We start from the raw sequence: 25,013 nt of genomic DNA on the forward strand, positions 1-25,013 counted from the left end.
CGGTATGGCTGAGTCACAGGGTCCGCGTAAGACATACGAAACCGAGCACTCCACCAAGGGCACCTACGTGACCGGGGAGGAGTTCGCCCGGGACACCAATTACATCGAGGACCGAGTGGTGGCCGACGTCGACGCGGTCACCGCCGCACCCCAGGAGGAGCCCTCCAGCATCGGGGATCCGCGTGCTGCGGGATTGACCGCTGAAGCCCAAGCCTGGCCGGTGGAGCCGGGACGGTATCGCCTGGTGGCGGCAAGAGCCTGCCCGTGGGCGCACCGATCGATTATTGTGCGACGCCTACTGGGCCTTGAGAGTGTGATGTCATTGGCTACCCCGGGCCCGGTACATGATGTGCGGTCCTGGACCTTCGACCTGACAACAGACGGCCGGGATCCGGTACTGGGCACTGAGCGACTGCAGGAGAACTACTTCAAGCGATTCCCGGATTATCCGCGGGGAATCACAGTACCGGCATTGGTGGATGTGCCCTCCGGGGCGGTGGTGACCAATAACTACCCCCAGCTGACTCTGGACTTCTCGACGCAATGGAAGGCGTATCACCGGGAGGGGGCGCCGGATCTGCTGCCCGAGGAGCTGATCGATGAGATGCTTCCGGTGATCAAACGCGTCTTCACCGAGGTCAACAACGGGGTCTACCGCGCCGGGTTCGCCGGATCGCAGCGCGCCTATGAGGAGGCCTACGACCGACTCTTCACCGCGCTGGACTGGCTGGAGGAACTCCTCGCCGACCGGCGTTACCTCATGGGCGAGCACATCACCGAGGCTGATGTGCGGCTGTTCACCACTCTGGTCCGCTTCGATGCGGTGTACCACGGGCACTTCAAGTGCAACCGGAACAAGCTCACCGAGATGCCGAACCTGTGGGGCTATGCCCGGGACCTGTTCCAGACACCCGGATTCGGGGACACCGTGGACTTTGATCAGATCAAGGCCCACTATTACGTGGTGCATGAGGACATCAACCCCACCCAGGTAGTCCCAGCGGGGCCGGACCTGCAGAACTGGCTGAGTGAGCACGGTCGCGAGGAGCTCGGCGGCTCACCATTCGGTGCGGGCACGGCTCCTGGTCCGATCGCTGCCGAGGAACAGCCTCCCGGAGCCAACCCGCTGTACTGAGTTAGTTCCGCGGGCGGGGAAACCCCGCCACGCTCTCGGCGGGCTCACGCTCGCCTTCACGCCTGAAGGGTTCCGGCGACGCGTAGAAGCCGCGCTCGCATCATGAGTGGCCGGCATTCCGCGGCGCGGGGGTCTCTCGTTCGGTGGCGCAGTTTGACGTGATTATCGGGCAGTTTCGGGCATTTTAGGTCACAGATGCGGTAAAAATGCGCCACCGAACGGCGGGACCGGGGTATCAGAAGTGCTCCCGAGCGGCCTCCACATGGGCGAGGCAGGCGTCAACGGAACCGGTTATCGGCTAAAAGCGACAACTTGTGCGCCGGGGGGACTGCGCGCCCCCGACATCGACTGCAATGAAGTTAGCTACATCACAGGGCACAGTCATGCCCGAGTCTCTTGACCCAACCTACGAAGGAGTAGATGTGGAAGAGCCGAACCAGGATTCCGCGCAGGCGGAGCCTCGTGAGAAAAAAGGCCGCCGCAAAGAGCGGCGCCCGATGTCAAACAAGAAGTTCCTCAGCATCTGGACCCCTGTCCTCGCTGTAGTCCTCATTGTGATCCTCGGAGCCAATATTGCGCTCAACATCTTCCATAACTGGGTGGCATCCCAGCTGGGTATCGGAACCTGGGAAGTCACAAACAGCGAAGAGGCTGAGGATTGGGATCTGGAATACAACCAGGCCTCTTACAGCTCCCTGGATGAGGCTCGCGACGCCGCCTCGGAGCTGGTCCAGGAGATCGCAGCCGAGGGAATCACCCTGCTGAAGAACTCCGAGGACACCCTGCCCATCAGCGCCGGCGCGGTAACCCTGTTCGGACGCACGGCCGCCGAGCCCGTCTACGGCGGCTCCGGCTCCGGCTCGGTGGATGCGTCGGCAGCAGTCGATGTCCGCGGAGGCCTGGAATACGCCGGATTCGATATCAACACCACCGTCTACGACGAGCTGGCTGATTTCGCTGAGAACGCTCCCCGGACCGACATCGTCATGGACGAGCCGGACGAGTCCGAATACGCCGTCGGGGAGATGCCAGCGGCTGACTACTCCGAGGCGGCCGTCGACTCCTTCGCTGACTACAACGACGCAGCCATCGTGGTCTTCGGCCGCGGCGGAGGCGAAGGCGGAGATCTGGCCACCGATATGGACGGCTGGGACGAGAACTACGTTGAAGGTCAGCATGAGCTGATGCTCAACCTGGACGAGCAGCAGACCCTGCAGCTGGCCAAAGAGCACTTCGATACCGTCATCGTCGTCATCAACTCCTCCAACATCATGGAGCTTGGCGAGCTTGAAGACGACGCCGACGTCGACGCCATCCTCTGGACCGGCGGCCCCGGCGAAACCGGATTCAACGCCCTCGGCGAGGTGCTCACCGGTGAGGTCAATCCCTCCGGGCGCACTGTGGACCTGTGGTCACGGGACTTCACCGCAGACCCCACGTTCGTGAACTTCGGCCGCTGGGAGTACACCAACATCGATGACTCCAACGCTTCGACCCTGCAGCAGCCCAGCCACGCCGCCATGGATAACGGCGCATTCTTCGTCGAATACGAAGAGGGCATCTACTACGGCTACCGCTACTACGAGACGGCAGCCGAAGAGGGCGCTCTGAACTACGACGACGCCGTGGTCTACCCCTTCGGATTCGGGCTCAGCTACACCAGCTTCGACTGGGAGCTCACCAGCTCCACCACCGGCGATGTTGATGGCACGATCGAGGTCCAGGTGCAGGTCACCAACACCGGTGAGACTGCCGGACGCGACGTCGTCCAGCTTTACTACACCGCGCCCTACACCCCCGGTGGGATCGAGAAGTCCCACGTGGAATTGGCTGACTTCGCCAAGACCTCGCTCCTGGAGCCCGGCGAGTCTGAGACTGTGACCCTTGAACTAGCCGTGGAGGATATGGCCTCCTACGACTACCAAGACGCACAGGCCTGGGTACTGGAAGAAGGCAGCTACGAGCTGAGCGTCCGCACCGACTCCCACACCGTGGCAGAGGGCACTGAAGCAGTGCAGTACCAGGTGGATGAGACCGTCGTCTATGGCGAGGACGCCCCGCGCTCCACTGATGAGACTGTCGCCACCAACCGGTTCGACGTGGTCTCTGAGCACTTCTCCGGAAGCGCCGACGGCGAGGGAGCACACCTGCTCAGCCGTGAGGACTTTGCCGGCACCTTCCCCACCGCACCGGATGCCTCCGACCAGGAAGCAGCCGACTACATCATCGAGGGCTACCAGCACTTCGACGTCGACGCTGCCGCTGATGCATCTGATGCTCAGATGCCCACCACCGGCGCTGACAACGGCCTGACGCTGATCGATATGCGCGGGCTGGACTACAACGATCCCCAGTGGGAAGACCTGCTGGACCAGCTCGATGTCCACGAGATGACCACGATGCTGCTCAACGGTGCTTACAACACTGAAGCGGTGCCTTCTATCGCTAAGCCGCGCACTAACGACGTCGACGGCCCACACGGTTTCACCTCCTTCATCAACGATGACTTCAAGGGTGCTGCCTACCCTTCAGCGCCGTTGATCGCGGCCACCTGGGACAAGGACCTGGTGTACCGCATGGGCGAGATGATGGGTGAAGAGGCTCTGCAGATGGGCATCTCCGGGTGGTACGCCCCCGGCGTGAACCTGCACCGCTCACCGTTTGCCGGGCGTAACTTCGAGTACTTCTCCGAAGATCCCACCATCTCCGGGGTTCTCGGCGCTGAAGTAGTCTCCGGTGCCGCAAGCCGCGGTCTCTACGCCTACACCAAGCACTTCGCCATGAACGACCAGGAAAACGGTCGAGTCGATAACGGCATTGCTACCTGGGCAGATGAGCAGACCATCCGCGAGATCTATCTCAAGCCCTTCGAGATGATCGTCAAGAACGCCTCGGCACCGATGACCTACATCGCTGATGAGGACGGCAACCACGCCGAGACTGAGATCGGCTCCACCGCCATGATGAGCTCCTTCAACCGAATCGGCCCCTACTGGGCCGGCGGCTACCCGGCACTGATGGATGATGTGCTGCGTAAGGAATGGGGCTTTGAAGGCATGGTCATCACCGACTTCAACCTCTACGGATACATGTCCCCGGATCAGTCCATCGCGGCTGGAACTGACCACCAGCTGGTCTTCGCCCCGATGAAGCAGTTCGAGGACACCAGCAGCGCCGAAGCGGTGGACAACATCCGGCAGGCAACCCACAACATCCTCTACACCGTGGTGAACTCCAACGCGATGAACGGCCTGGGCCCCGACGCCGAGGTGAGCTACACCCCGGCAGCCTGGGAGATCATCCGCTGGATTGTCACTGCGGTACTGAGCCTGTTGTGGATCATCGGTCTGGTCTGGGTCATTCGCCGCGTGCGCAAGCACGGAAATGAGGAATCAGCGACCGCATGAGTGTAGAACTCACCCCCTTGGAAAAGGCCGCTCTGCTCAGCGGAGAGGACGTCTGGCACACCCGTGGCGTACCGCGGGCCGGGATCGCCCCGATTGTCCTCTCCGATGGCCCCCACGGCATCCGGCGGCAAAGTGGCGACGGCGACCACCTGGGGCTGCACGCCTCAGAGCCAGCCACCTGCTTCCCGACTGCTGCCACCGTGGCCAACAGCTGGGACCCTCAGCTGGGAGAGCAGATCGGTCAGGCCCTGGGGGCCGAGGCAGTGTCCCTCGGAGTGGATGTGGTGCTGGGCCCTGGGCTGAACATCAAGCGCTCTCCACTGTGCGGTCGCAACTTCGAGTACTTCTCGGAGGACCCGCTGCTCTCCGGTCGACTGGCTGCCGCCTATGTCCGCGGCATCCAGTCGGCCGGGGTGGGGGCCTGCCCCAAGCACTTCGCCGCCAATAGCCAGGAGACTCTGCGCATGATTGGCGACTCCATCGTCGATGAGCGGACGCTGCGCGAAATCTACCTGCGGGCATTCGAGATTGTGGTGACTGAGGCAGCACCCCAGGTCATCATGTCTGCGTATAACAAGATCAACGGCACATACGCTCATGAGAACTACCATCTGCTCACCGAGATCCTCCGCGACCAGTGGGGCTTCGACGGCGTAGTGGTCTCAGACTGGGGTGGAAGCAACGACGCCGCAGCTGCTGTCCGCGCCGGAGGCACCTTGGAAATGCCCTCACCGGGGTGGGACTCAGTGCATCAGCTGCTCCAAGCACTGGAATCCGGGGAGCTGGACGAGGCGGATCTTGATGCCCGAGTCCAGGAGATCGTGACACTCATCCAGCAGCTTGCTGAGACGGTGCCGAGCACCCCGGGTCCCATCGATGAAGAAGCCCATCATCAACTGGCGCGGCGGGCCGCAGCAGAGTCCGCGGTGCTGCTGAAGAATGAGTCAATCGTCGGTGACGCTCCGCTGCTACCGCTGCGAGCTGGCGTGAAGACCGCCGTCGTCGGCGATTTTGCCCTCACACCGCGGTACCAGGGGGCGGGGTCATCACTGGTGAACCCCACCCGGCTGCGCACCCCGGCTGAGGTCTCCGCTGCGTCGGGCCTGGACATTGTGGGAATCGCACAAGGCTTCCGCCGCGACGGTGCCGAAGACGCCGCGCTTGCTGCTGAGGCCACTGCCCTCGCTGCCAAAGCCGATGTGGTGCTGCTGTGGATGGGCCTTGATGAGCTCAGCGAGTCCGAGGGTCTGGACCGCAGCCATATGAGGCTGCCGGATAATCAGATCCAGCTGCTGAAGGCGCTGAAGGACACCGGCACACCGGTGGCTGTGGTGCTCTCCGGCGGAGCCGCAGTCGAATCATCGTGGATGAAGGATGCTGACGCAGTACTGCACGGGTACCTGGCCGGTCAGGCCGGTGCTGAGGCACTCTTCGATGTGATCACCGGTCTCAGCGAACCCGGCGGACGGCTGGCTGAGAGCTGGCCGGAGTCTCTGCAGGACACGTCCACGGCTGGGCGCTTCCCCGCTCTCGGACGTGAAGTCCATTACCTGGAAGGCCCCCTGGTGGGGTACCGCTGGCACACCAGCGCCCAGATTGCCCCGGCCTTTCCCTTCGGTTTCGGGCTGAGCTACACCAGTTTCGACTACACCGATGTCCAGGCGGATTCCGAACAGGTGACTGTGACGGTGACCAATACCGGTGACCGTGCTGGCGCCGATGTCGTCCAGGTCTACATTCGGCGCACCAGTGATTCTGCTGTGCTGCGTGCGCAGCGCCAGCTGGCCGGATTCTTCAAAGTCCACCTGCAGCCGGGCGAGTCCCAGCAGGTCAGCATTCCCTTGGGGCGCGCGGCCTTCCAGCACTGGGATCTCGACGCCGAAGACTGGCGCGTAGAATCCGGCAGCTACGAAGTCATCGTGGCCGCGCACTCCGAGGACACCGCATCATGCGTCAGTGTGGAGGTCATCGGCGATCATGAGGCCAGAAGCGGTGGTCAGCATCAGCTGGCGGAACTTATTGAGAAAGTCCACGCTGCCAACAGGGCTGGCGCGGCGGAACAGCCCGAGTCCAAGGAACGCATCCAGGTGGGGCTGAACCATCCATTGGCTGAGCTGAGCCGGGCAAAGTCCCCGCTGGCCCGCGGCGCAGCCGCCGTGCTTGGCAAGCTGCTGGCGCGTTCTGAAGCCAAAGGTAAGCCAAATCTCAACGTGCTGTTCCTCAACGCCATGCCGGTACGCGGATTGGCCAAAATGAGCGGCGGGGCGATGAGCCTGGAGATGGCGCAGCAGGCGGTTCGGATCTTCAACGGACACCACCTCTCCGGTACTGCCGGACTGCTGCGCGAGACCCTGCGCCAGCTGCGGCGTCAACGTCGACTGCGCCAAAGCTTCATCACCAGCTCCACTGCGGGCGTCACCAATCATCAGGAGAAGGCATGAGCGTCGGGAAAACACCAGAGCCGGTGGTTGCTGAGAAGAATCCCACCACCGAGCCGTCCACCCTTAAAGGTCGGCTGGGCGCCAAATGGTCCAGCTTCTACGAGCGGCACACGACATTGGCACAGTTTGTGCTGTTCTTCGTCATCAGCAACGGTGTCACCGCCCTGCAGCTGGCGTTGATGCCGGTATTCCGGTGGATGTTCAGCTACACCGATCTGGTCCACCAGAACTTCCAAGTGCTGCCGGTGGGGGAGAACCCCGATGGCTCCACCTTCTTCATCTTCGACTACCCCGGAGGCGCATTCTCCGACGGCGGAGCCGGTGGTCTCGGCTACTTCCTTGCAGTGCAGATCACCATTCTGATCGCCCAGGTGATCAACTTCTTCATGCAGCGCAGCGTGACCTTCCGGTCCAACTCCAGCATCTGGTGGGCTGCCATGTGGTACTTGATCGCCTATGTGGTGATCACTTTCGCCGCAGCAGCCGCGCAGGGCTTCTATCGGGCGCCGCTGTACGATTTCTTCATCGACAACCTCGGCTGGGGCTCAGCGGGTGAGACAACCGCAGATGTACTGACCATGGTGATCAACGCGGCCATCCAGTTCTGGGTGTTCTTCCCCATCTTCAAGCTCATCTTCCGGCAGGTGCCGGAAGCCCCGGAGGTCAGCGAAGATATGATGGCGTCACCGTCAGGAGAAAGGTCCGGAGCGCCACAGAAGTGAAAACCCTCAGCCTGATTGTGCCCAGCTACAACTCGGCAGAGTACTTGCCGAGGTGCCTTGACACACTGCTCCCCGCCGACGGTATAGACGACGTCGAGGTCATTGTCGTCAACGACGGCTCGACAGACTCCACCCGGGAGGTCGCCGAAGCGTACGCCGAAGCGCACCCGGACGTGGTGCGGGTGGTCAGTCAGCCTAATGGCGGCCACGGCTCTGCGATCAACACCGGTTTGGATCACGCCCTAGGGCACTATGTGCGCGTGGTGGACTCCGATGACTGGCTCAACGCGGAAGCCTTCACCACGCTGCGTCAGGAGCTGCGCCGCATCATCGAGCAGAACCGCGGCATTGACCTGGTGCTGAGCAACTATGTCTATGAGAACGAGGCCGCATCACGGACGAAGACCATCCGCTACACCCGGGTTCTTCCGGTCGGTGAGGATATCGGGTGGGACGATGTGGGCAGCTTCGGCCCTGCTCAGTATCTGCTGATGCATGCGCTGACCTACCGCACCCAGCTGCTGCGTGAGGTCCAGCTGCGGCTGCCTGAGCACACGTTCTACGTGGACAACCTCTTCGCCTACATTCCGCTGCCGCAGGTGCGGAGTATGCACTACCTCGACGTCGACCTGTACCGGTACTACATCGGACGGCCGGATCAATCGGTGAACGAAAAGGTGATGATCTCACGGCTTGATCAGCAGCTTCTGGTCAACCGGATGATGGTCCGTCATCTTGCGCAGGTGCGGGCTTCGCAGACCCTTCACCCCGCTCTGAACCGCTATATGGCGCACTATCTGGGCATCATCACTGTGGTGACCTCCACGATGGCCCTGCGTGGTGGCAGCAAGGAGATGCTGCGGCTGAAAGCGGATCTCTGGGATGAGCTGCGCCGTGTGGAACCGCAGCTCTACCGTCGACTGCGGCTGAGCCTGCTGGGAATGCTGGTCAATCTCCCGGGCCAGCTGGGCCGGCGCTTCTCCTTGGGCGCCTATCGCACCGCGCGCTGGGCCTACGGATTCAACTAGGCCCATGAGCATGATGAATAACACCCCCGGGCTGGTCGTCGTCGGTGCCGGGCTCTTCGGGCTCACCGTGGCCCAGCAAGTGGCTGAACGCTACAACATCGACGTCGCGGTGGTGGAGCGGCGCAGCCATATTGGCGGTAACGCCTACTCGGAGACGGAGCCGAGAACCGGCATCGAAGTTCACCGCTACGGCGCCCACCTGTTCCACACCGATAACGAGCGCGTCTGGCGCTACGTCAACCAATTCACCGGATTCACCGACTACGAACACCATGTGCATACCGTCCATCAGGGCGTGGTCTACCCGATGCCCATCAACCTGGGCACTATCAACCAGTTCTTCGGCGCCGCCTATAGCCCCCAGCAGGCTCGCAGCATCATCGGCGAACAGGCCGCCGAAATGCATGGCCGCACTCCAACGAACCTGGACGAGCAGGGAGTCGCGCTGATCGGCCGGCCCCTGTACGAGGCGTTCATTCGGGGTTACACCGCCAAACAGTGGCAGACAGACCCCCGGGACCTCCCGGCCTCGATCATCCGGCGCCTTCCGGTGCGCTACAACTATGACTCCCGATACTTCGACGACGCCTACCAAGGGTTGCCCGTAGACGGCTACTCGGCCTGGTTGGCTTCCATGGTGGAGCACCCCCGAATCAGCGTCCATGTGGACACGGACTTCTTCGACTCTACTCAGCCGCTGAACCGGGACAGCCTGGTGGGACGCGTTCCGGTGGTCTACACCGGGCCGTTTGATCAGTACTTCGACCACAGCGCCGGACGCCTGTCCTGGCGCACCCTGGACTTCGAGCAAGAAGTGCTGGACGTGGGTGACTTCCAGGGGACATCGGTGATGAACTACGCCGATATCGAAGTCCCCTACACCCGTATCCACGAGTTCCGGCACTTCCACCCTGAGCGCACGTGGTATTCGAAGAAATCCACCGTGATCATGAAGGAATACTCGCGCTGGGCAGGACTGGAGGACGAGCCCTACTACCCGGTGGGATCCCCGAAAGACCGCCAGGCGCTGCAGCGGTATCGGGACTTAGCCGCTGCCCAGCCGCAGGTCTTCTTCGGCGGGCGGCTGGGAACCTACCAGTATTTGGATATGCACATGGCCATCGCGTCAGCGCTGAGCCTAGTGGATAACTCACTGGACGAGCTTTTCTCAGGCTGAGACCACCGGGAGCACCACGGCGACGGTAAACACCCCTGATTCCGCCCGCAGCGACAGCGTCCCACCGTAGTGCTCGGCGATCTGCCGCATGTTCCGCAGACCATAGCCGTGATGGGCGCTGTCGCCTTTGGTGGACACCGGCAGGCCGTCGTCGAACTCCAGCACGCCGTGGAAGCTGTTCTCCACCTCCGCCACCACGAAGCCTCGCCGGGCCTGAACACCGACCCGGATGAACCGGCGCTTCGGATCCGGCACCGCAGCCGATGCGTGTAGGGCATTGTCCAGGGCGTTGCCGAAGAGGGCGGAGATATCCAGCGGCTCTATTGGCTCCAGCAGCCGGCCATCAGCCACTACAGTGACCGGTACTTGGCGTTCCTCGGCCTCAGCGAGCTTCGCGGTGAGGACCGCGTCAAGAATGCCGTTGCCGGTCTCTATCTGCTGGGCGTATCCGCTGAGACTCTGCTCCAGCTTGTCCAAATAGCCGGCCTGAGAGGTCGGATCAGATTCCGCACGGAACGCAGTGATGTAGTGCTTCAGGTCGTGATACTTCCTGTTGACCTCGTCGATGTTCCGTTTGGACTGCAGGTATTGCTGATGCTGGGAGCGCACCAGCTGCGCCATCGCGTCGACCTCGCGCAGCTGGTGCAGATGCTGGCGCTGTGCATGCAGAGCGAGCAGGGCCACGTAACCGGCCAAATCCACCAGGGTGCGAATGTAGAAGACGCTGAGTCCTTCAGGGCCGCTGAAGGGCGTATTAGTGCTGATGAAGCTCAGATTGCTCATCATGAAGGTGACCACTGCTACCGCGGCAGCTGCGGCCAGGGCGCGGACCTCCACCTCAGGGGCTCTGCCGCGCAGAAAGAGCCGACGTTCAATGAGCAGCACGGTTGCGAAGCAGGCTGCATAGACGGCCACGGTGACCAGCGCCTGACCCACCTCCGCGGCGGGGGTGGGAAAGAAGAAGACGTGCAGCTGCCAATGCAGGGAGGCCACGAGCTCGGCCAGCACGAAGGCTCGTGCCAGCAGGTAGCCGGTGACAATCGGCGAAGTCCGCGCGGCCAAGGCGAGGAATGCGTACATCACCCCTGCGGCCACCAGCATCCCCGGAGTCCAGAACGCCAGGGGCAGCATCTCTGCCAGCAGATGGACACCCAGTAGCAGCACCAGAGCGACGCCGGCCAGCGCCACCAGCACTGCCGTGGAGCGTCGGCGGCCCAGCATCAGAATATAGAGCAGGCAGGCTGCCCATTCGGCAGTGGCTGTCAGGACCCGTGGGATATCCGGCAGCGCAGCGAGGTCAGTCACGCCGTGTCCTGTAGATGTGTCGCCAAAGCCTCCATAAACGCCCGTCGCCGCGACCTCGAAATCTGCAGTCGTGCTCCCGAGCGCAGCAGGCACAGGCCGCCGTCGACGCCTATGACATGGCGTAAGTTGACCAGATACCCGTGGTTGATCCGATAGAAACCCTCCGGCCCCAGTTCGGCCTCAAAGGACTTCATAGTGCCGGTGAGCTCATAGCGGCGGTCCAGACAGTGAACGGCAATCCGGTGCCGGTCGCTCTCTAGATGCACCACTGACGCCAGTTCCACACGGGCGGTGCCTTCAGTGGTGCTGAGCATGATGGAGGGGCTGGCGCGCCGGTCCAGCTGCTGCAGGGCGCGCCGAACCTCATGGGTGAAGGGGAACCTCTGCACCGGCTTCACCAAGTAGTTCATAGCGCCCACTTCGTAGCCGCGTATGGCGTGTGACGCCAGATGGGTGACAAAGATGATGATGACCTCAGCATCAAGATTGCGGATGCGCTGGGCCGTCTCGAAGCCGTCCAGCCCGGACATCTGCACGTCGAGGAAAATCAGGTCGTGCGTGGGGCGGTAATCCTGAAGCAGCTGCTCTCCGCTGGAGAACTCCTCAGTGTGAAGGACGACGTCGAGCTCATCCTCGCAGTGACGCAGATGTTCCCTCAGGACTGCTCGCGGCTCATCTTCGTCGTCGACGAGGGCCACGCGCACGGGTCTTCTCACGGCGGGCTCCCTCCAGTGCGGCGCAGGGCGAGGATGGCGGTCTCCAGGCTATCAAGCCGGCGGGTACGCCGGTGGGCGACGCCGGCTAAGTATCAGTGAAGGTGGTTACCTGACGGTAGGTTCAGTCCTGGGTGCCCCGCGGGTAGGGTGGCTGAAGAGGAAAACCCGCACTCGCAACAGGGGAGGCCGAGATGCCTGCAGCTGGTACAGCCCAAGGATCATTCACCAAGCGGTATGTCGCGCTGGGGGACTCCTTCACCGAAGGAGTCGGGGATATTGACCCTTCAAGTCCCAATGACGTGCGAGGTTGGGCCGACCGGGTCGCCGCTCAGCTGATCTCCAACGACTCATCCTGGGGTTATGCGAATCTCGCCATCCGCGGGAAGAAGCTGCAGCAGGTGCTGGATGAACAGCTCGATGCCGCCTTGGCGCTGAAGCCCACGCTGGTGACGCTGTATGCCGGAGGCAACGACATTCTGCGCCCGGTGGTCAATATCGACGGGCTGATGGAGCGCTATCGCGCCGGTGTGGAGAAGCTCGCGGAATCAGGAGCCCGCGTGGTGCTCTTCACCGGTTTCGACTCCGGGAAGGCTCCCATGTTCCGGCTCACCCGTGGCCGTACCGCCATCTACAACGAGTATGTGCGTAAGATCGCCGCTGATCTTGAGCTGGATCTGGTGGACTTCTGGCATATGCGCGTTTTCCAGGACTGGCGCTACTGGGATGTGGACCGAATGCATCTGGGCATCGCCGGTCACATCACCATGGCCAAAGAAGTCCTGAAAGTGCTGGGGGAGCAGGACGAGATCGACGAGCCGGAGTTGGACGAGCCCCCGGTGGTCTCACTGCCGGAGAAGATCGCCGCCGAGGTGACCTGGAGCAAGGACTATCTTTACCCGTGGGTGAAGCGTCGCGTGACCCGGGTCTCTTCAGGTGATGCGATGAACCCGAAGTATCCGGCGCTGACATCCCGGATCTGGTAGACCTCACCCCAGCACTGCCTTCAGGGCCGCACTGAAGATCCCCGCAGCGTCCTCCACCTGCTGCTGACTGACAACCAGCGCTGGAATGAACCGGACCACCTCAGTCCACGGGCCGCAGGTCAGTAGCAGCAGTCCGCGGCGGGCCGCCTCCTGTTGTACGGCCGCTGCCAGTGCAGTGCCGGGGGTGCCGTCGTCGTTGATGAACTCCACGCCCACCATCAGCCCCAGACCGCGTACTTCGGCTACCTGGGTGTACCCCTGCGTGGCCTCCCGCAGCCGGCTGCGAAGCTGCTCACCACGGGCTTGAGAGTTCTCCACCAGGTGTTCCTCGGCAATGACCTCGAGGGTGGCAAGGGCTGCGGCGCAGGCTACCGCGTTTGCGCCATAGGTCCCGCCCTGTGACCCCGGCCAGGCTTTGGCCATGAGTTGCTCTGAGGCTGCGATCCCGGAGATCGGGAAGCCGGAGGCGATGCCCTTGGCAAACATCTGGATATCGGGCACCAGCCCGAAATGGTCCTGGCCCCAGAACCGTCCGGTGCGCCCGAAACCGGTCTGCACCTCATCAACGATCAGCAGAATCCCGTGGGCATCGGCGCGCTCCCTCAGCCCGGCGAAGAACCTCTCATGACCGGGCACGTATCCGCCTTCGCCGAGCACCGGTTCCACCAGGAACGCTGCAGTATCCGCCGGCGCTGACTGGGTGTTCAGCAGCAGATCCAGCTCGCGCAGGGCAAAGTCGGTGGCCTGGTCCTGATCCCACCCGTAGCGCCGGTAATGCGAAGGGTTCGGAAAGGGGGAGACGACGACGCCGCCCATGAGCGGACTGAATCCAGCACGGAACTTGGTGCCGGAGGTAGTCATCGATGCCGCTGCCACTGTTCGTCCGTGGAACCCGCCTTGGAAGACCACAATGTTCGGTCTGCCCGTCGCCTGCCGCGCCAGTCGCAGTGCGGCCTCGGCGGCCTCCGAACCGGAGTTGGAGAAGAACACCGAATCCAGGCCCGCCGGCAGCACTTCACTGAGTCGCTGGGTCAGCTGCTGCAAGGGGCGGTGCATGACGGTGGTGTACTGGCCGTGAATCAGGGTCCCCACCTGTTGCTGGGCCGCGGCAACAACTTTGGGGTGGCAGTGTCCGGTGCTGGTCACACCGATCCCGGCGGTGAAGTCCAGATACCGGGTCCCGCCGTCGTCATAGAGATAGACGCCTTCTCCGCGGGACGCCACCACGGGAGTCGCCTGCTTCAGGAGGGGGGAGAGCTGAGTCATCATTCATCCTTTGTGTCTGATTGTTGACAATCGGCGCTGGCGCCTAGACTACAGAGTGAGAGCATGAATGTCACCGCCAGCACATCCTTACAAGGAGAAGTCATGTCAGAGACCATTACTGCTGACCGCGAGGCCGCCTTGATCAGCTCTGTACCGAAGTCCCTCTATATCGACGGTCAATGGCGCGAGGCTCACAGCGGTGCCCGGCTGGAGGTCCAGGATCCTTCCACCGGAAAGGTGCTGTGCGAGGTTGCCGACGCCGGCGAGCAGGACGGCTGGGATGCACTGCATGCTGCCCAGCGGGCTCAGTCGGACTTCGCGGCGATGCCGCCGCGGCAGCGGGCTGACATCCTGATGCGCGCCTTTGAGCTGATGCATGAGCGCAAAGATGATCTGGCTCTGCTGATGACCCTGGAGATGGGCAAACCGCTGGCCGAGGCCTACGGGGAGGTCACCTACGCCGCGGAGTTTTTCCGGCACTTCGCCGAGGAAGCGACCCGGATCAGCGGAAACTATCAGACTGCACCAGCCGGCAATGCCAGGTTCCTGGTGACCAAGCAGCCCGTTGGTCCCTCCATTCTCATTACTCCGTGGAACTTTCCGTTGGCTATGGGCACCCGGAAGATCGGCCCCGCTGTGGCAGCCGGATGCACTTCGGTGCTCAAGCCCTCTGAATTGACTCCGCTGTCCATGCTGGCTCTTGCGCAGATCCTTCAGGACGCCGGCCTGCCAGCAGGAGTGGTCAATATTGTGGTGACCTCCAACGCCGGAGGCACTATGGAGCCGCTGATCCGCTCTGGTATTGCGCGCAAGCTCTCCTTCACCGGATCAACCGCTGTGGGTAAAAAACTGCTGGAGCAGTGTGCCGACCATGTCCTGCGCACTTCCATGGAGCTCGGCGGCAATGCGGCCCTGGTGGTCTTCGAAGATGCAGATCTGGACAAGGCTGTGGAGGGTGCGCTGCTGGCTAAGATGCGCAACTCCGGAGAAGCGTGCACCGCTGCTAACCGGCTGTTCGTTCAGCGTTCCGTGGCGAAGGATTTCGCCGACCGACTGGCTCAGCGGATGGCTGAATTCCAAGTGGGTCGTGGTGTCGACGACGACGTCAAGGTTGGTCCGCTGATCAATGCCAAGCAGCGGGACAAAGTCCAGGAGTTGGTGGAGGACGCCGTGCGTTCCGGGGCCGAAGTGCTGCTCGGTGGCGAGCCGATTGCCGGTGAGGGCTACTTCTATCCGCCCACCGTGCTCTTCGACATCCCTGAGGGTGCACGTGTGCGCAGCGAGGAGATCTTTGGCCCGGTGGCACCAGTGACCCCGTTCGACACCGAAGAAGAAGCTGTCGCGGCGGTCAACAGCACCGAGTACGGGCTGTCGAACTATGTCTTCACCAATGACCTCACCCGGGCGCTGCGGGTGGCCGAGGCTGTGGAATCCGGCATGGTCGGCATCAACCAAGGTGTGGTCTCCAATCCTGCCGCACCCTTCGGCGGCGTGAAGGAATCGGGGTTGGGCCGAGAGGGCGGCGACATCGGCATCGATGAGTTCCTGGAGACCAAGTACATCGGTATCGCCATGTAACCGCCCGGCTCTGGCTGTCATCACACCCGTTTCGCGCATCCGAACACCAGGTGCGCAAGCTTCCGCGTGTGCAAGTGGGTGCGGTGGGAATGAAGCTGGGGACGGCGTCGTTATCATCATCGACGCAAAGTTGAGTCGACCTCACTCAAGTCAGTTTGACAGCTGAGAGTGTGCGTTGAAGACTTGAGTCCAGTTCGCTCAATAAGCGAAAGTGACAGGCTTCAAAAGCTCTGACGAAAGGAGTCCCCATGTCCCGCGCAGTCGGAATCGACCTCGGAACTACGAACTCGGTGGTGACCGTCCTCGAAGGCGGCGAGCCCACCGTGATCGCCAACGCAGAAGGCGCACGCACCACTCCCTCGGTGGTGGCCTTCTCCAAGACCGGCGATGTTCTCGTCGGTGAGGTGGCACGCCGTCAGGCTGTGTCCAACCCGGACCGCACCTTCGCTTCCGTCAAGCGCCACATGGGCACTGACTGGACCACTGAGGTGGACGGCAAGAAGTACACCCCGCAGGAGATCTCCGCCCGCACCCTGATGAAGCTCAAGCATGACGCTGAGTCCTACCTGGGTGAGGATGTCACCGAGGCTGTCATCACCGTGCCGGCCTACTTCAACGACGCCGAGCGTCAGGCCACCAAGGAAGCCGGCGAGATCGCGGGCCTGAAGGTCTCGCGTATCGTCAACGAGCCCACCGCTGCAGCATTGGCCTACGGCCTGGACAAGGGCAAGGAAGATGAGCTCATCCTGGTCTTCGACCTCGGCGGCGGTACCTTCGATGTCTCCCTGCTGGAAGTCGGCAAGGATGAGGACGATTTCTCCACCATCCAGGTGCGCGCCACTGCCGGTGACAACCGTCTCGGTGGCGATGACTGGGACCAGCGCATCATCGACTGGCTGGTCGAGCAGGTCAAGCAGAAGGAAGGCGTAGACCTGTCCAAGGACAAGATCGCCGTTCCGCGTCTGAAGGAAGAGGCTGAGCGCGCCAAGAAGGAGCTCTCCTCCGCCACTTCCGCCACCATCAACATTCCCTACGCCACCCAGAGCGAGAACGGCCCGGTTCACGTCAACGAGACGCTGACCCGCGCGAAGTTCGAGGACATGACCTCGGATCTGCTGGAGCGGACCAAGAAGCCATTCAGCGATGTCATCTCCGAGGCCGGAGTCAAGATCTCCGACATCGACCACGTCATCCTGGTGGGCGGCTCCACTCGTATGCCGGCCGTTGCCGAGCTGGTCAAGCAGCTCTCCGGCAAGGAAGCCAATAAGTCGGTGAACCCGGACGAGGTCGTCGCCGTCGGTGCCGCACTGCAGGCAGGTGTGCTGGCCGGTGAGCGCAAGGATGTCCTGCTGATCGACGTCACTCCGCTGTCCCTGGGTATCGAGACCAAGGGCGGTGTGATGACTAAGCTGATCGAGCGCAATACCGCAATCCCCACCAAGCGCTCGGAGGTCTTCTCCACCGCTGAGGACAACCAGCCTTCGGTTGCTATCCAGGTCTTCCAGGGTGAGCGCGAGTTCACTCGTGACAACAAGGCCCTGGGCACCTTCGAGCTGACCGGCATCGCTCCGGCACCGCGCGGCATGCCCCAGATCGAGGTCACCTTCGACATCGACGCCAACGGTATCGTCCACGTCTCCGCCAAGGACAAGGGCACCGGCACCGAGCAGTCCATGACCATCACCGGTGGAACCTCTCTGGACAAGGAGGACATCGAGCGGATGGTCGCCGATGCAGAAAAGCACGCCGAAGAGGATAAGAAGCGCCGCGAAGCCGCTGAGAAGCGCAACGCTGCTGAGGCCTCCGCCTACTCGGTGGATAAGCTGCTCAAGGACAACGCCGAGAAGCTGCCTGAAGAGGTCAAGACTGAGGTCCAGGCCGACGTCGACGCACTGAAGAAGGCCCTTGAGGGAACCGATAACGACGACGAGGTCAGCGCAGCCTTCGAGAAGCTGCAGACCTCCCAGGTCAAGATCGGAGAAGCCCTCTATGCTCAGGGCGGTGCCGAGGCAGCCGGTGAGGGTGCACCCGCCGGTGACGCCCCGGCCCAGGACGAGGACATTGTCGACGCAGAGGTTGTCGACGAGGACGAGGACGAGAACAAGTAGTCACGGCGGTTACCGTCTGACCCGCTTCTCGAAGACCAGCAGGATGCGCCCGCTCCATTTAGGGGCGGGCGCATCCTCAGACCGAAGGGAGGGCCTTAGCTCATGGCAGAGGACAAGTACAACCCGGAGAAATCCCCCGAGGATGGCATCCCCGATCCGACCCCGGCACGGGATGACAAAGCTACCGGCGAGGCCACCGCCGAAGACCGTGAAGCCGCAGGCACCGATCCTGCTGCAGACCCGCTGGCAGAAGCCGAGCGGATACTGGCAGATGCCCCCGAGGAGTCCATCGAGGTCCAGCAGGCCCACGCGGCTCCGGCTGGAGAAGAAGGCGATCTCCACGAGCCGCTGCCGGGTGAGGATCCTGAACTGAGCGAAGAGCCTGAGCTGCGCGAGGTGCCTCTTGATGAAGCGATCGGCGGCGGTGAAACCGAACCGGAGTCACGTATCGAGGCTGCCGAGGAGGAGCTCGCTGCCCAGGGTTACGACCGGGAAGCGGAGCTGGAGAACGATCTGCGCCGAGTGCAGGCCGAATACGTCAACTACCGGCGCCGCGTGGAGCGTGACCGGGCCTTGGAGAAGGACCGCACCAAGGGTCAGCTGATCGCCGAACTGATGCCGGTACTCGATGACATCGCCGCTGCCCGTCAGGCCGGTGACCTCGAGGATGGTCCCTTCGCGCATATTGCTGCCCGACTGGAATCTGCGCTGACCGCGCAGGGTCTGGAAACCGTGGGTGCGGTGGGTCAGGCCTTTGATCCCACTGAGCATGAGGCCATCATGCAGCAGCCCCATGACGAGGTGGAGGCGGACCACATCGCCGTCGTCGTCCGTTCGGGCTACCGCTACGGCGACCGCCTGCTGCGTGCAGCACAGGTGATCGTCTCCAGCGGAGCTCAGCAGTAAGTAGAAGGGAGGCGGGAGACGCTATGGCTTCACAGGACTGGGTAGAGAAGGACTTCTACGCGATTCTCGGCGTCTCCAAGGAGGCCACCGCCGAGGAGATCAAGAAGTCCTACCGCAAATTGGCGCGTCAGTACCACCCGGATAAGAACCCGGGTGACGAGGCGGCCGAACAGCGCTTCAAGGACATCTCCGAGGCACATTCGGTGCTCTCCGATCCCGAACAGCGTCAGCAGTATGACGCGATCCGTGCCATGGGCTCGGGCGCCCGCTTCTCCGCGGGTGCCCCGGGCTCTGGCACCGCCGGATTCGAGGATATCTTTGGCGGCCTCTTCGGAGATCGTTTCTCAGGGGCACCTGGCACCGGTGGCGGCCGTTTCGGCGGGGGGCCGGATTTCTCGGATCTCTTCGGCGGCGTAGGAGACCGATTCGGTTCCCGTTTCGGCGGCTCGCCCAAGGGCGCTGACCGTACCGCCAAAACGACGATCTCCTTCAAAGGCGCCGTTCGCGGCACCACGGTGGGGCTGCGCGAGGCCAATGGCAATGTCATTGACGTGCGCATCCCCCCGGGTATTAAAGAAGGACAGAAGGTCCGCGTGAAGGGCAAGGGCCAGCAGGGTCCCGGTGGCACCGGTGATCTGCTCGTGGAGGTCTCCATCCAGTCGCACCCGTTCTTTGAGCGCGACGGAGACAATATCCGCATCCACTTGCCGGTGACCTTCGATGAAGCCGCCCTCGGAGCCACTGTGGAAGTTCCTACTGTGCACGGCGAGAAAGTCCGCATCAAAGTGCCCGCGGGAACCAGCTCTGGGCGAGTGCTGCGGTTGAAGGGCCACGGGATCCGCCGCAAGAACAGTCAGGGTGACATGCTGGTCGTCGTCGACGTTCATGTACCCAAGGAGCTCAATGATGATGCTCTGGCCGCGGTGAAGGCCTATGCGGAGGCCACCGCAGGCACCGGCCCTCGGGAAGATTTAGAGACCAAGGCTGCGTTGTAAAGGACAAGTCGGCTAGGCCCAGTGGTCTTCCAGTCCCATTGCCGGGAGGCACCTGGGGCTGAAGACAGCAAGCACAGGAGGTGAACGATGGTCATGCGGTACACGGTGCGAGCGAATATCGCAGAGTTCGCGGAGGATCCGCGAATGGTCGATGCGGAGAACCGCCACGCCCCCCTGTTCGTCATCTCCGTGGCAGCAGAGCTAGCCGATATGCACCCTCAGACGCTGCGTCAGTACGACCGAATGGGCTTGGTGACTCCTCGTCGCCAGGGCGGCAAGCACCGGCGTTACTCTCCCTATGACATTGAGCAGCTGCGACAGATTCAGCAGCTCTCGCAGGAGGGCGTCTCCCTGGAGGGAATCCGACGCATCTTGCAGTTGCAGAACCGCGTGGATGAACTGGAGGACACGGTCGGTCAGTTGCGTCAGCAGCTGCGCCAGGCACAGCGCAATCCTGGGCAGGCCAGGATCTTCGCGGTTGGCCCCCACGGCGATGTGGTCAGTCTCAGCCGCGGACAGCGGCCCCGGCCTGCCACCAGAGAGATTGTCCTCTGGCAGGACCGGTAGCCGCTGTCCCTAGACGATGCTCTAGCGAATCGGCACTCCCGGGCCCAGTGGCAAACCGATGGCGTACCAAAGCATGAAGAACAGGAACCAGGACACCAGCAGCGCCACTGAAATGGGCAGCGTCAGCGAGAGCAGGGTTCCCACACCGGCTTTCGGGTAATAACGCTGGAGATATCCCAGCGCCAGGGCGAAGTACGGACTCATGGGGGAGATGATGTTGGTAGGGGAATCTCCCATCCGGTAGAGCATCTGAGTGACCTCGGGGCTGACCCCAATCAGCATGAGCATCGGGACCAACACCGGTGCCATCAGCGTGTACTGGGCTGAGCCTGAGGTGATGAAGAAGTTGAACAGCGCCACCAGCAGGACCACTCCGCCGAAGAGCACAAAGACTGGCAGATCCCAGCGTTCCAGGGTTTCTGCTCCGTTGATCGCTAAGACTGTGCCGATATTTGACCAGTTGAAGTAGGCAATGAACTGGGCCGCGGCAAAGAAGATCACCACTACTCCGGAAAGCTCCTTGATGGATCGGGCCATCAGCTCTGGCACATCTCGGGCGCGGGTAATGCTGCCCGCGACGATGCCGTAGGTCAGGCCGACTACGAGGAACGCCAGTGCGATGGGCACAGCAACATCGGTGAGCAAGGGGGATTCAAGGGCCCCTCCCTCGCCGGACAGCGGCGAAGCAGGCAGGAACAACAACGTGAAGTACAGCGCAAGGAAAACTGCCAGTGCCAGTCCGCTCCACAGTAGGGCGCGCACCTCCTGCGCGGAATAGCTCAGCAGCTCCTCCTCGCTGGTCGGCGCTTGTTGCTCCGCGCCCTCGCCAGCGGTGCCTTCGGCGGTTCCGCCAGTAGCGGTCCCGGTCTTGTGCACCGAGTCCTGCGCATCGGCAAGCTGCGCCGGCCGACCTGCAGCGAGTACAGCAGTGGCCGCGCCCCCAGCGGCGTCCTCTTCTTTGCGCATCCGCTCGGTCATCTTCACCAGCAGGAGCTCCGTCACCAGAGTCACCACCGTAGCCAGTACTACCGCGGAGGCAGCAGCGAAGAAGTAGTTGGCGATGGGGGAGACCACGTAGTCTTCCTCGATCAGCTGGGCGGCAGCGGTGGAGATGCCAGCGAACAGTGGATCTGAAGCGGTAATCAGCAATGAGGCGTTATATCCGGCCGATGCCGAGCCGAAGGCAACGATGGCGCCGAGGACTGCCGAACGTCCCACCGCTTTGAACGCCGCAGCCGCTAAGGGAATCAAGATGATGTAGATAGCATCGGAGGCCACAGATCCGGTCACGCCCACCAGAGCCACAGTGAAAGTCAGCCAGCTGCGGGAGACCCTCGAGACCGCTACCCGGATGGCTGCGCTGATCAGCCCGGATCCCTCGGCCACGGCGACCCCGAGCATGACGGTGATGATCAGACCAAGGGGCGGGAAGGACACGAAGTTTTCCACGGCCTCGGAGATCATCCGCTGGAATCCTTCTGGAGTCAGCAGGCTCTGGACATCGACCTGCTCCCCATCAGCGGGATTCTGTGCGCCAACCCCGGCGGCCTCCAGCACGGCGGAAAGGGTAACCACCACCGCAGCGAGAATGACGAAGAGCCAGAAAGGATGCGGCAGCAGATTACCGATCCGCTCGATCCCGCCCAGGAAGCGTACGATGACGCCCCTGCGCTCCGGTTCGTGCTCTGAGGTGGATTCGGGCTCGCGGACGGGGGGACCGTCGTTGCTCGGCATCAAGTGTCCTTTCGCAGGTGCTTTTTAGTATTGACCCCGTCAGTGCAGTGATTCTTTGCGGAGTTTATCCATGTCAGCGTCACGAGGGAACATTTTTCACACGATGTCCCCCACGACCTGAAGAAAACCTCCATACTTGATGAGTGTTCTCCTTGCGTCGCCGTCGTCGTCTGTTCGTAGCTTCCGCTGCCCTCGCCGGGGCGTTGCTCATCACCTCTTGCGGGGAGGATCCTCCCGCTACCGTGGACTCCTTTGCTCAGTCCCTTGCACGGGCGCTCTCCAGCGGTGACTTCTCCCAGGTCAGCTTCGCCTCCGGCTCTGCGGAAACGCTGAGCCAAGCAGCGGAGAACCTGCATGAGCCCTTCGGGGAGCTGACTCCCGAGGTGACGGTGGCGCAGATCGATGTGCTCGAACCGCCGGAGGACTCACCTCGGGCTCCCACCGCTGAGATCACCTATGAACACCGCTGGGACCTCGGCGAGCTGGGCATCAGCGGAGAGGAATGGACCTACACCACAACAGCGGAATTCAGCTATGACGCTGAAGCTGATGTGTGGCACGCAGAAGCTACTGCCGAGACCCTGCTTCCTGACTATGCCGGCCATGAGGGCATCGGGCTGGTCACCACCAGCGCCGAACGCGGTCGCATCATGGACGACAACGGCAGGGCCCTGGTCTATAACCGGGATGTGGTGACTCTCGGGTTGGATAAGACTCAGCTCAGCGAAGCCGAGGACACAGAAGTCGCGTACCGGGATGCAGCGGCGCAGCTGGCGGCCGCAGTGGGGATCAACGAGGAGTCCTACACCGAAAAGGTGATGGCCTACGGCGAGCAGGCTTTTGTTGATGCTATTACCATCCGCCGAGACAGCACCGATATCTCCGTGGCGGATATTGAAGGGATCCCCGGGGCCGTCGCCGTTCCCGGCACCCGGTCCCTAGCGCCCACCCGGGACTTCGCCCCGCTGCTGCTGGGCCGCGTGGACCCGGTGACCGCCGAACATATCGAGAATGACCCCACACTTCAGGTTGGTGACATGGTGGGGACCTCCGGTATTCAGGCCAGCCGCGAAGATCAGCTGCGCGGTGTTCCCGGGATGCGCATTCATAAGGACGGCGAGACCCTCTGGTCAGTTGAGCCGCAGACCGGCCAGGACATCCCTACCACTATGAACCCGCGGCTGCAGGACCTGGCTCAGCAGATCACCGGCGAGCAGGATGTCACCTCCGCGCTGGTGGCAATCCGACCCTCCGACGGCGGGATCCTGGCCGCGGCCAGCCACAGCCCGGAGGAGAATTTCGTGGAAACGGCAACGCAGAGCTCCTTCGCTCCAGGGTCCACCTTCAAGATGGTCTCTGCCCTGGCGATGCTGCGCGATGGGCTGAGCCCTGATTCTCAAGTGGCATGCGCTGCCAGGACAACGGTCCACGGCCAGGTCTTCAGCAATGTGCCAGGCTATCCCGGTGAGTACATCGGTACCCACCGTTTCCGGGATCTGCTGGCAGTCTCCTGCAACACCCTCTTTGCTGCCGCTTACGACGACGTCACCAGCGCTGATCTGCACCAGGCAGCCGTGGACCTTGGCCTGCTGCAGGAACCGCGCATCGGAGTGCCAGCCATTATGGGCTCGGTACCCGATGACAGCGACCTGAATCTGCACGCAGCCAATCTCTTCGGCCAGGGTGTGGTGGAATCCTCGGCGCTGGGCATGGCTACCGTTGCGGCCTCCATCGCCGCAGGTGAAACTGTCCACCCTCACCTGGTGGTCCCGCAGGAGCCCCGAGAGCCCGAAGGTCAGCTCAGTGCTGAAGAAGCCCAGCAGCTGATGACGCTGATGACGGACACGGTGAATTTCGGCACCCTGTCATCGATGGATCCGGTGCCTGGTGAGCACGTTTACGCCAAGACCGGCACCGCGGAGGCAGGCGAGGGCGACGAAACCTACGCCCACACTTGGGTGATCGCTATCCAGGGGGATCTGGCGGTGGCCATCTTCTTAGAGGAAGGCGAGTTCGGAGGATCCACCAATGGGCCGCTGCTGCACCAATTCCTCACCGGAGCCCGCGATATCCTGAACTGATGCCCCAGGATTCTGCACACCTCCGCAAACCGCTGTCCTTCGTTCGGCGCAGCAATAAGCTCAAGCCCAGTTACCAGCGATCCTGGGACGCCGCCCTGGGACAGGAACTGCTGGATGTGCCTCACGGTGACCGCGATACGTCTGTGGCTCCCGGTTTCAGCATCGATTGGGAAGCCGAATACTCACGATTCGGCGGCCGCGGCAATGCACCGCTGATTGTTGAGATCGGCTCCGGTTCTGGCGAGGCAGTTTCGGCGGCTGCCGCCAACAACCCCAAGACCAACTTCCTCGCCATCGAGGTTTACCGACCCGGTGCTGCGCAGCTGGCTGCGCGGATCCGCCGCGAAGGTCTCACCAATGTCCGGGTGGCCTGCATTGATGCGGTGGAGCTGATGGACCACCTGTTGCCTGCGGCATCCGTTGCTGAACTATGGATCTTCTTCCCCGACCCGTGGCATAAGAAGAAGCACAATAAGCGCCGCCTGGTGCAGCCTGCCTTCGTGGAGAAGGCGGCCCGGGTGATCGCCCCCGGTGGACGCTGGCGGCTGGCCACTGACTGGTCTGATTATGCCGTGCAGATGCGCGAGGTGATTTCGGCGTCGTCGTCCTTCACCAATCCGCACGCCGGCGAACGGACCGGCGAGGAATCTGCGTTGACCCGGGTCCGTCTGGAGGACCTGGACGCACGCAGCCTGGGCAAGGAAACTCACCCGCGGCCGCTGGAAGAAGCACTGGATCATGAAGGCGGCTGGGCCCCACGATTCGAGGGCCGGGTGCTTACCGATTTCGAGGCCAAAGCCCTTAACGTCGGACGACAAATCTTCGACCTCACCTATCTGCGTTCTGAATAGGCAACAGGGATAC

Annotated in this window: 18 protein-coding genes; 14 read left to right on the forward strand and 4 right to left on the reverse strand. The window is 62.6% G+C overall.

Going from position 1 to position 25,013, the window contains the following annotated elements; all coding sequences use genetic code 11:
- Nucleotides 1-4 precede the first annotated feature (4 nt).
- The 6 genes from ABEA23_RS07930 (at nucleotide 5) to glf (ending at nucleotide 9,910) form a co-directional block, all read left to right on the forward strand.
- Nucleotides 5-1,135 (forward strand): glutathione S-transferase family protein, encoded by a 1,131-nt coding sequence (locus ABEA23_RS07930; protein ID WP_345477517.1) that lies wholly within the window; start codon nucleotides 5-7, stop codon nucleotides 1,133-1,135.
- Nucleotides 1,136-1,557: 422 nt separating this feature from the next.
- Nucleotides 1,558-4,542, forward strand: a complete 2,985-nt coding sequence (locus ABEA23_RS07935; protein WP_345477518.1) for a glycoside hydrolase family 3 C-terminal domain-containing protein — start codon at nucleotides 1,558-1,560, stop codon at nucleotides 4,540-4,542.
- Nucleotides 4,539-6,983 carry a glycoside hydrolase family 3 N-terminal domain-containing protein gene (locus tag ABEA23_RS07940; RefSeq protein ID WP_345477519.1) on the forward strand — a complete coding sequence of 815 codons (2,445 nt, stop codon included), beginning with the start codon at nucleotides 4,539-4,541 and terminating at the stop codon, nucleotides 6,981-6,983. Before ABEA23_RS07935 ends, ABEA23_RS07940 begins: the two co-directional genes overlap by 4 nt.
- A complete protein-coding gene (locus ABEA23_RS07945; RefSeq protein WP_345477520.1) occupies nucleotides 6,980-7,705 on the forward strand; it encodes a GtrA domain-containing protein in 726 nt (241 codons plus the stop codon). The genes ABEA23_RS07940 and ABEA23_RS07945 overlap by 4 nt, the downstream gene beginning before the upstream one ends.
- Complete coding sequence (locus ABEA23_RS07950) at nucleotides 7,702-8,733, forward strand: glycosyltransferase family 2 protein (protein ID WP_345477521.1); 1,032 nt, start codon at nucleotides 7,702-7,704, stop codon at nucleotides 8,731-8,733. Before ABEA23_RS07945 ends, ABEA23_RS07950 begins: the two co-directional genes overlap by 4 nt.
- Before the next feature lie 4 nt (nucleotides 8,734-8,737).
- Nucleotides 8,738-9,910: a UDP-galactopyranose mutase gene (gene glf, locus ABEA23_RS07955; protein ID WP_425577143.1), complete on the forward strand. Its 1,173-nt coding sequence runs from the start codon at nucleotides 8,738-8,740 to the stop codon at nucleotides 9,908-9,910.
- On the opposite strand, the gene ABEA23_RS07960 is transcribed toward glf, so the two are convergent.
- The gene (locus ABEA23_RS07960; RefSeq protein WP_345477522.1) at nucleotides 9,902-11,215 is read right to left on the reverse strand and encodes an ATP-binding protein; all 1,314 of its coding nucleotides are present in this window, start codon (nucleotides 11,213-11,215) and stop codon (nucleotides 9,902-9,904) included. The two genes, glf and ABEA23_RS07960, sit on opposite strands and share 9 nt — an antisense overlap.
- Entirely contained in the window at nucleotides 11,212-11,931 is a 720-nt protein-coding gene (locus tag ABEA23_RS07965; protein WP_345477523.1) for a LytR/AlgR family response regulator transcription factor, read from the reverse strand. The genes ABEA23_RS07960 and ABEA23_RS07965 overlap by 4 nt, the downstream gene beginning before the upstream one ends.
- Nucleotides 11,932-12,122: 191 nt before the next feature.
- On the opposite strand from ABEA23_RS07965, the gene ABEA23_RS07970 reads away from it, so the two are divergent.
- Nucleotides 12,123-12,914, forward strand: a complete 792-nt coding sequence (locus ABEA23_RS07970) for an SGNH/GDSL hydrolase family protein (protein WP_345477524.1) — start codon at nucleotides 12,123-12,125, stop codon at nucleotides 12,912-12,914.
- Nucleotides 12,915-12,917: 3 nt separating this feature from the next.
- On the opposite strand, the gene ABEA23_RS07975 is transcribed toward ABEA23_RS07970, so the two are convergent.
- A complete protein-coding gene (locus tag ABEA23_RS07975) occupies nucleotides 12,918-14,180 on the reverse strand; it encodes an aspartate aminotransferase family protein (protein WP_345477525.1) in 1,263 nt (420 codons plus the stop codon).
- Nucleotides 14,181-14,282: 102 nt separating this feature from the next.
- Here ABEA23_RS07975 and ABEA23_RS07980 point away from each other — a divergent pair, with 102 nt between their 5' ends.
- From ABEA23_RS07980 to ABEA23_RS08000, 5 genes are all read left to right on the forward strand, one after another.
- Entirely contained in the window at nucleotides 14,283-15,758 is a 1,476-nt protein-coding gene (locus ABEA23_RS07980; RefSeq protein WP_345477526.1) for an NAD-dependent succinate-semialdehyde dehydrogenase, read from the forward strand.
- 248 nt (nucleotides 15,759-16,006) lie between these two features.
- Entirely contained in the window at nucleotides 16,007-17,866 is a 1,860-nt protein-coding gene (gene dnaK / locus ABEA23_RS07985) for a molecular chaperone DnaK (protein WP_345477527.1), read from the forward strand.
- 102 nt (nucleotides 17,867-17,968) lie between these two features.
- Nucleotides 17,969-18,772, forward strand: coding sequence for a nucleotide exchange factor GrpE (locus tag ABEA23_RS07990; RefSeq protein ID WP_345477528.1), 804 nt, complete (start codon nucleotides 17,969-17,971; stop codon nucleotides 18,770-18,772).
- Nucleotides 18,773-18,795: 23 nt separating this feature from the next.
- On the forward strand, nucleotides 18,796-19,767 hold the full coding sequence (locus tag ABEA23_RS07995; RefSeq protein ID WP_345477529.1) for a DnaJ C-terminal domain-containing protein: 972 nt from the start codon (nucleotides 18,796-18,798) through the stop codon (nucleotides 19,765-19,767).
- A gap of 144 nt (nucleotides 19,768-19,911) precedes the next feature.
- A complete protein-coding gene (locus ABEA23_RS08000) occupies nucleotides 19,912-20,334 on the forward strand; it encodes a heat shock protein transcriptional repressor HspR (protein ID WP_345478647.1) in 423 nt (140 codons plus the stop codon).
- Between the two features lie 21 nt (nucleotides 20,335-20,355).
- On the opposite strand, the gene ABEA23_RS08005 is transcribed toward ABEA23_RS08000, so the two are convergent.
- The gene (locus ABEA23_RS08005) at nucleotides 20,356-22,068 is read right to left on the reverse strand and encodes an AbgT family transporter (protein WP_345477530.1); all 1,713 of its coding nucleotides are present in this window, start codon (nucleotides 22,066-22,068) and stop codon (nucleotides 20,356-20,358) included.
- 143 nt (nucleotides 22,069-22,211) lie between these two features.
- Here ABEA23_RS08005 and ABEA23_RS08010 point away from each other — a divergent pair, with 143 nt between their 5' ends.
- Together ABEA23_RS08010 and trmB are read left to right on the forward strand one after the other, a co-directional pair.
- Nucleotides 22,212-24,149, forward strand: coding sequence for a penicillin-binding transpeptidase domain-containing protein (locus tag ABEA23_RS08010; protein ID WP_345477532.1), 1,938 nt, complete (start codon nucleotides 22,212-22,214; stop codon nucleotides 24,147-24,149).
- Nucleotides 24,149-25,000, forward strand: coding sequence for a tRNA (guanosine(46)-N7)-methyltransferase TrmB (gene trmB / locus ABEA23_RS08015; protein WP_345477534.1), 852 nt, complete (start codon nucleotides 24,149-24,151; stop codon nucleotides 24,998-25,000). The genes ABEA23_RS08010 and trmB overlap by 1 nt, the downstream gene beginning before the upstream one ends.
- Nucleotides 25,001-25,013 lie beyond the last annotated feature (13 nt).

Origin of the sequence: Nesterenkonia rhizosphaerae, from assembly GCF_039544555.1 — a bacterium.
Lineage (GTDB): Bacteria > Actinomycetota > Actinomycetes > Actinomycetales > Micrococcaceae > Nesterenkonia > Nesterenkonia rhizosphaerae.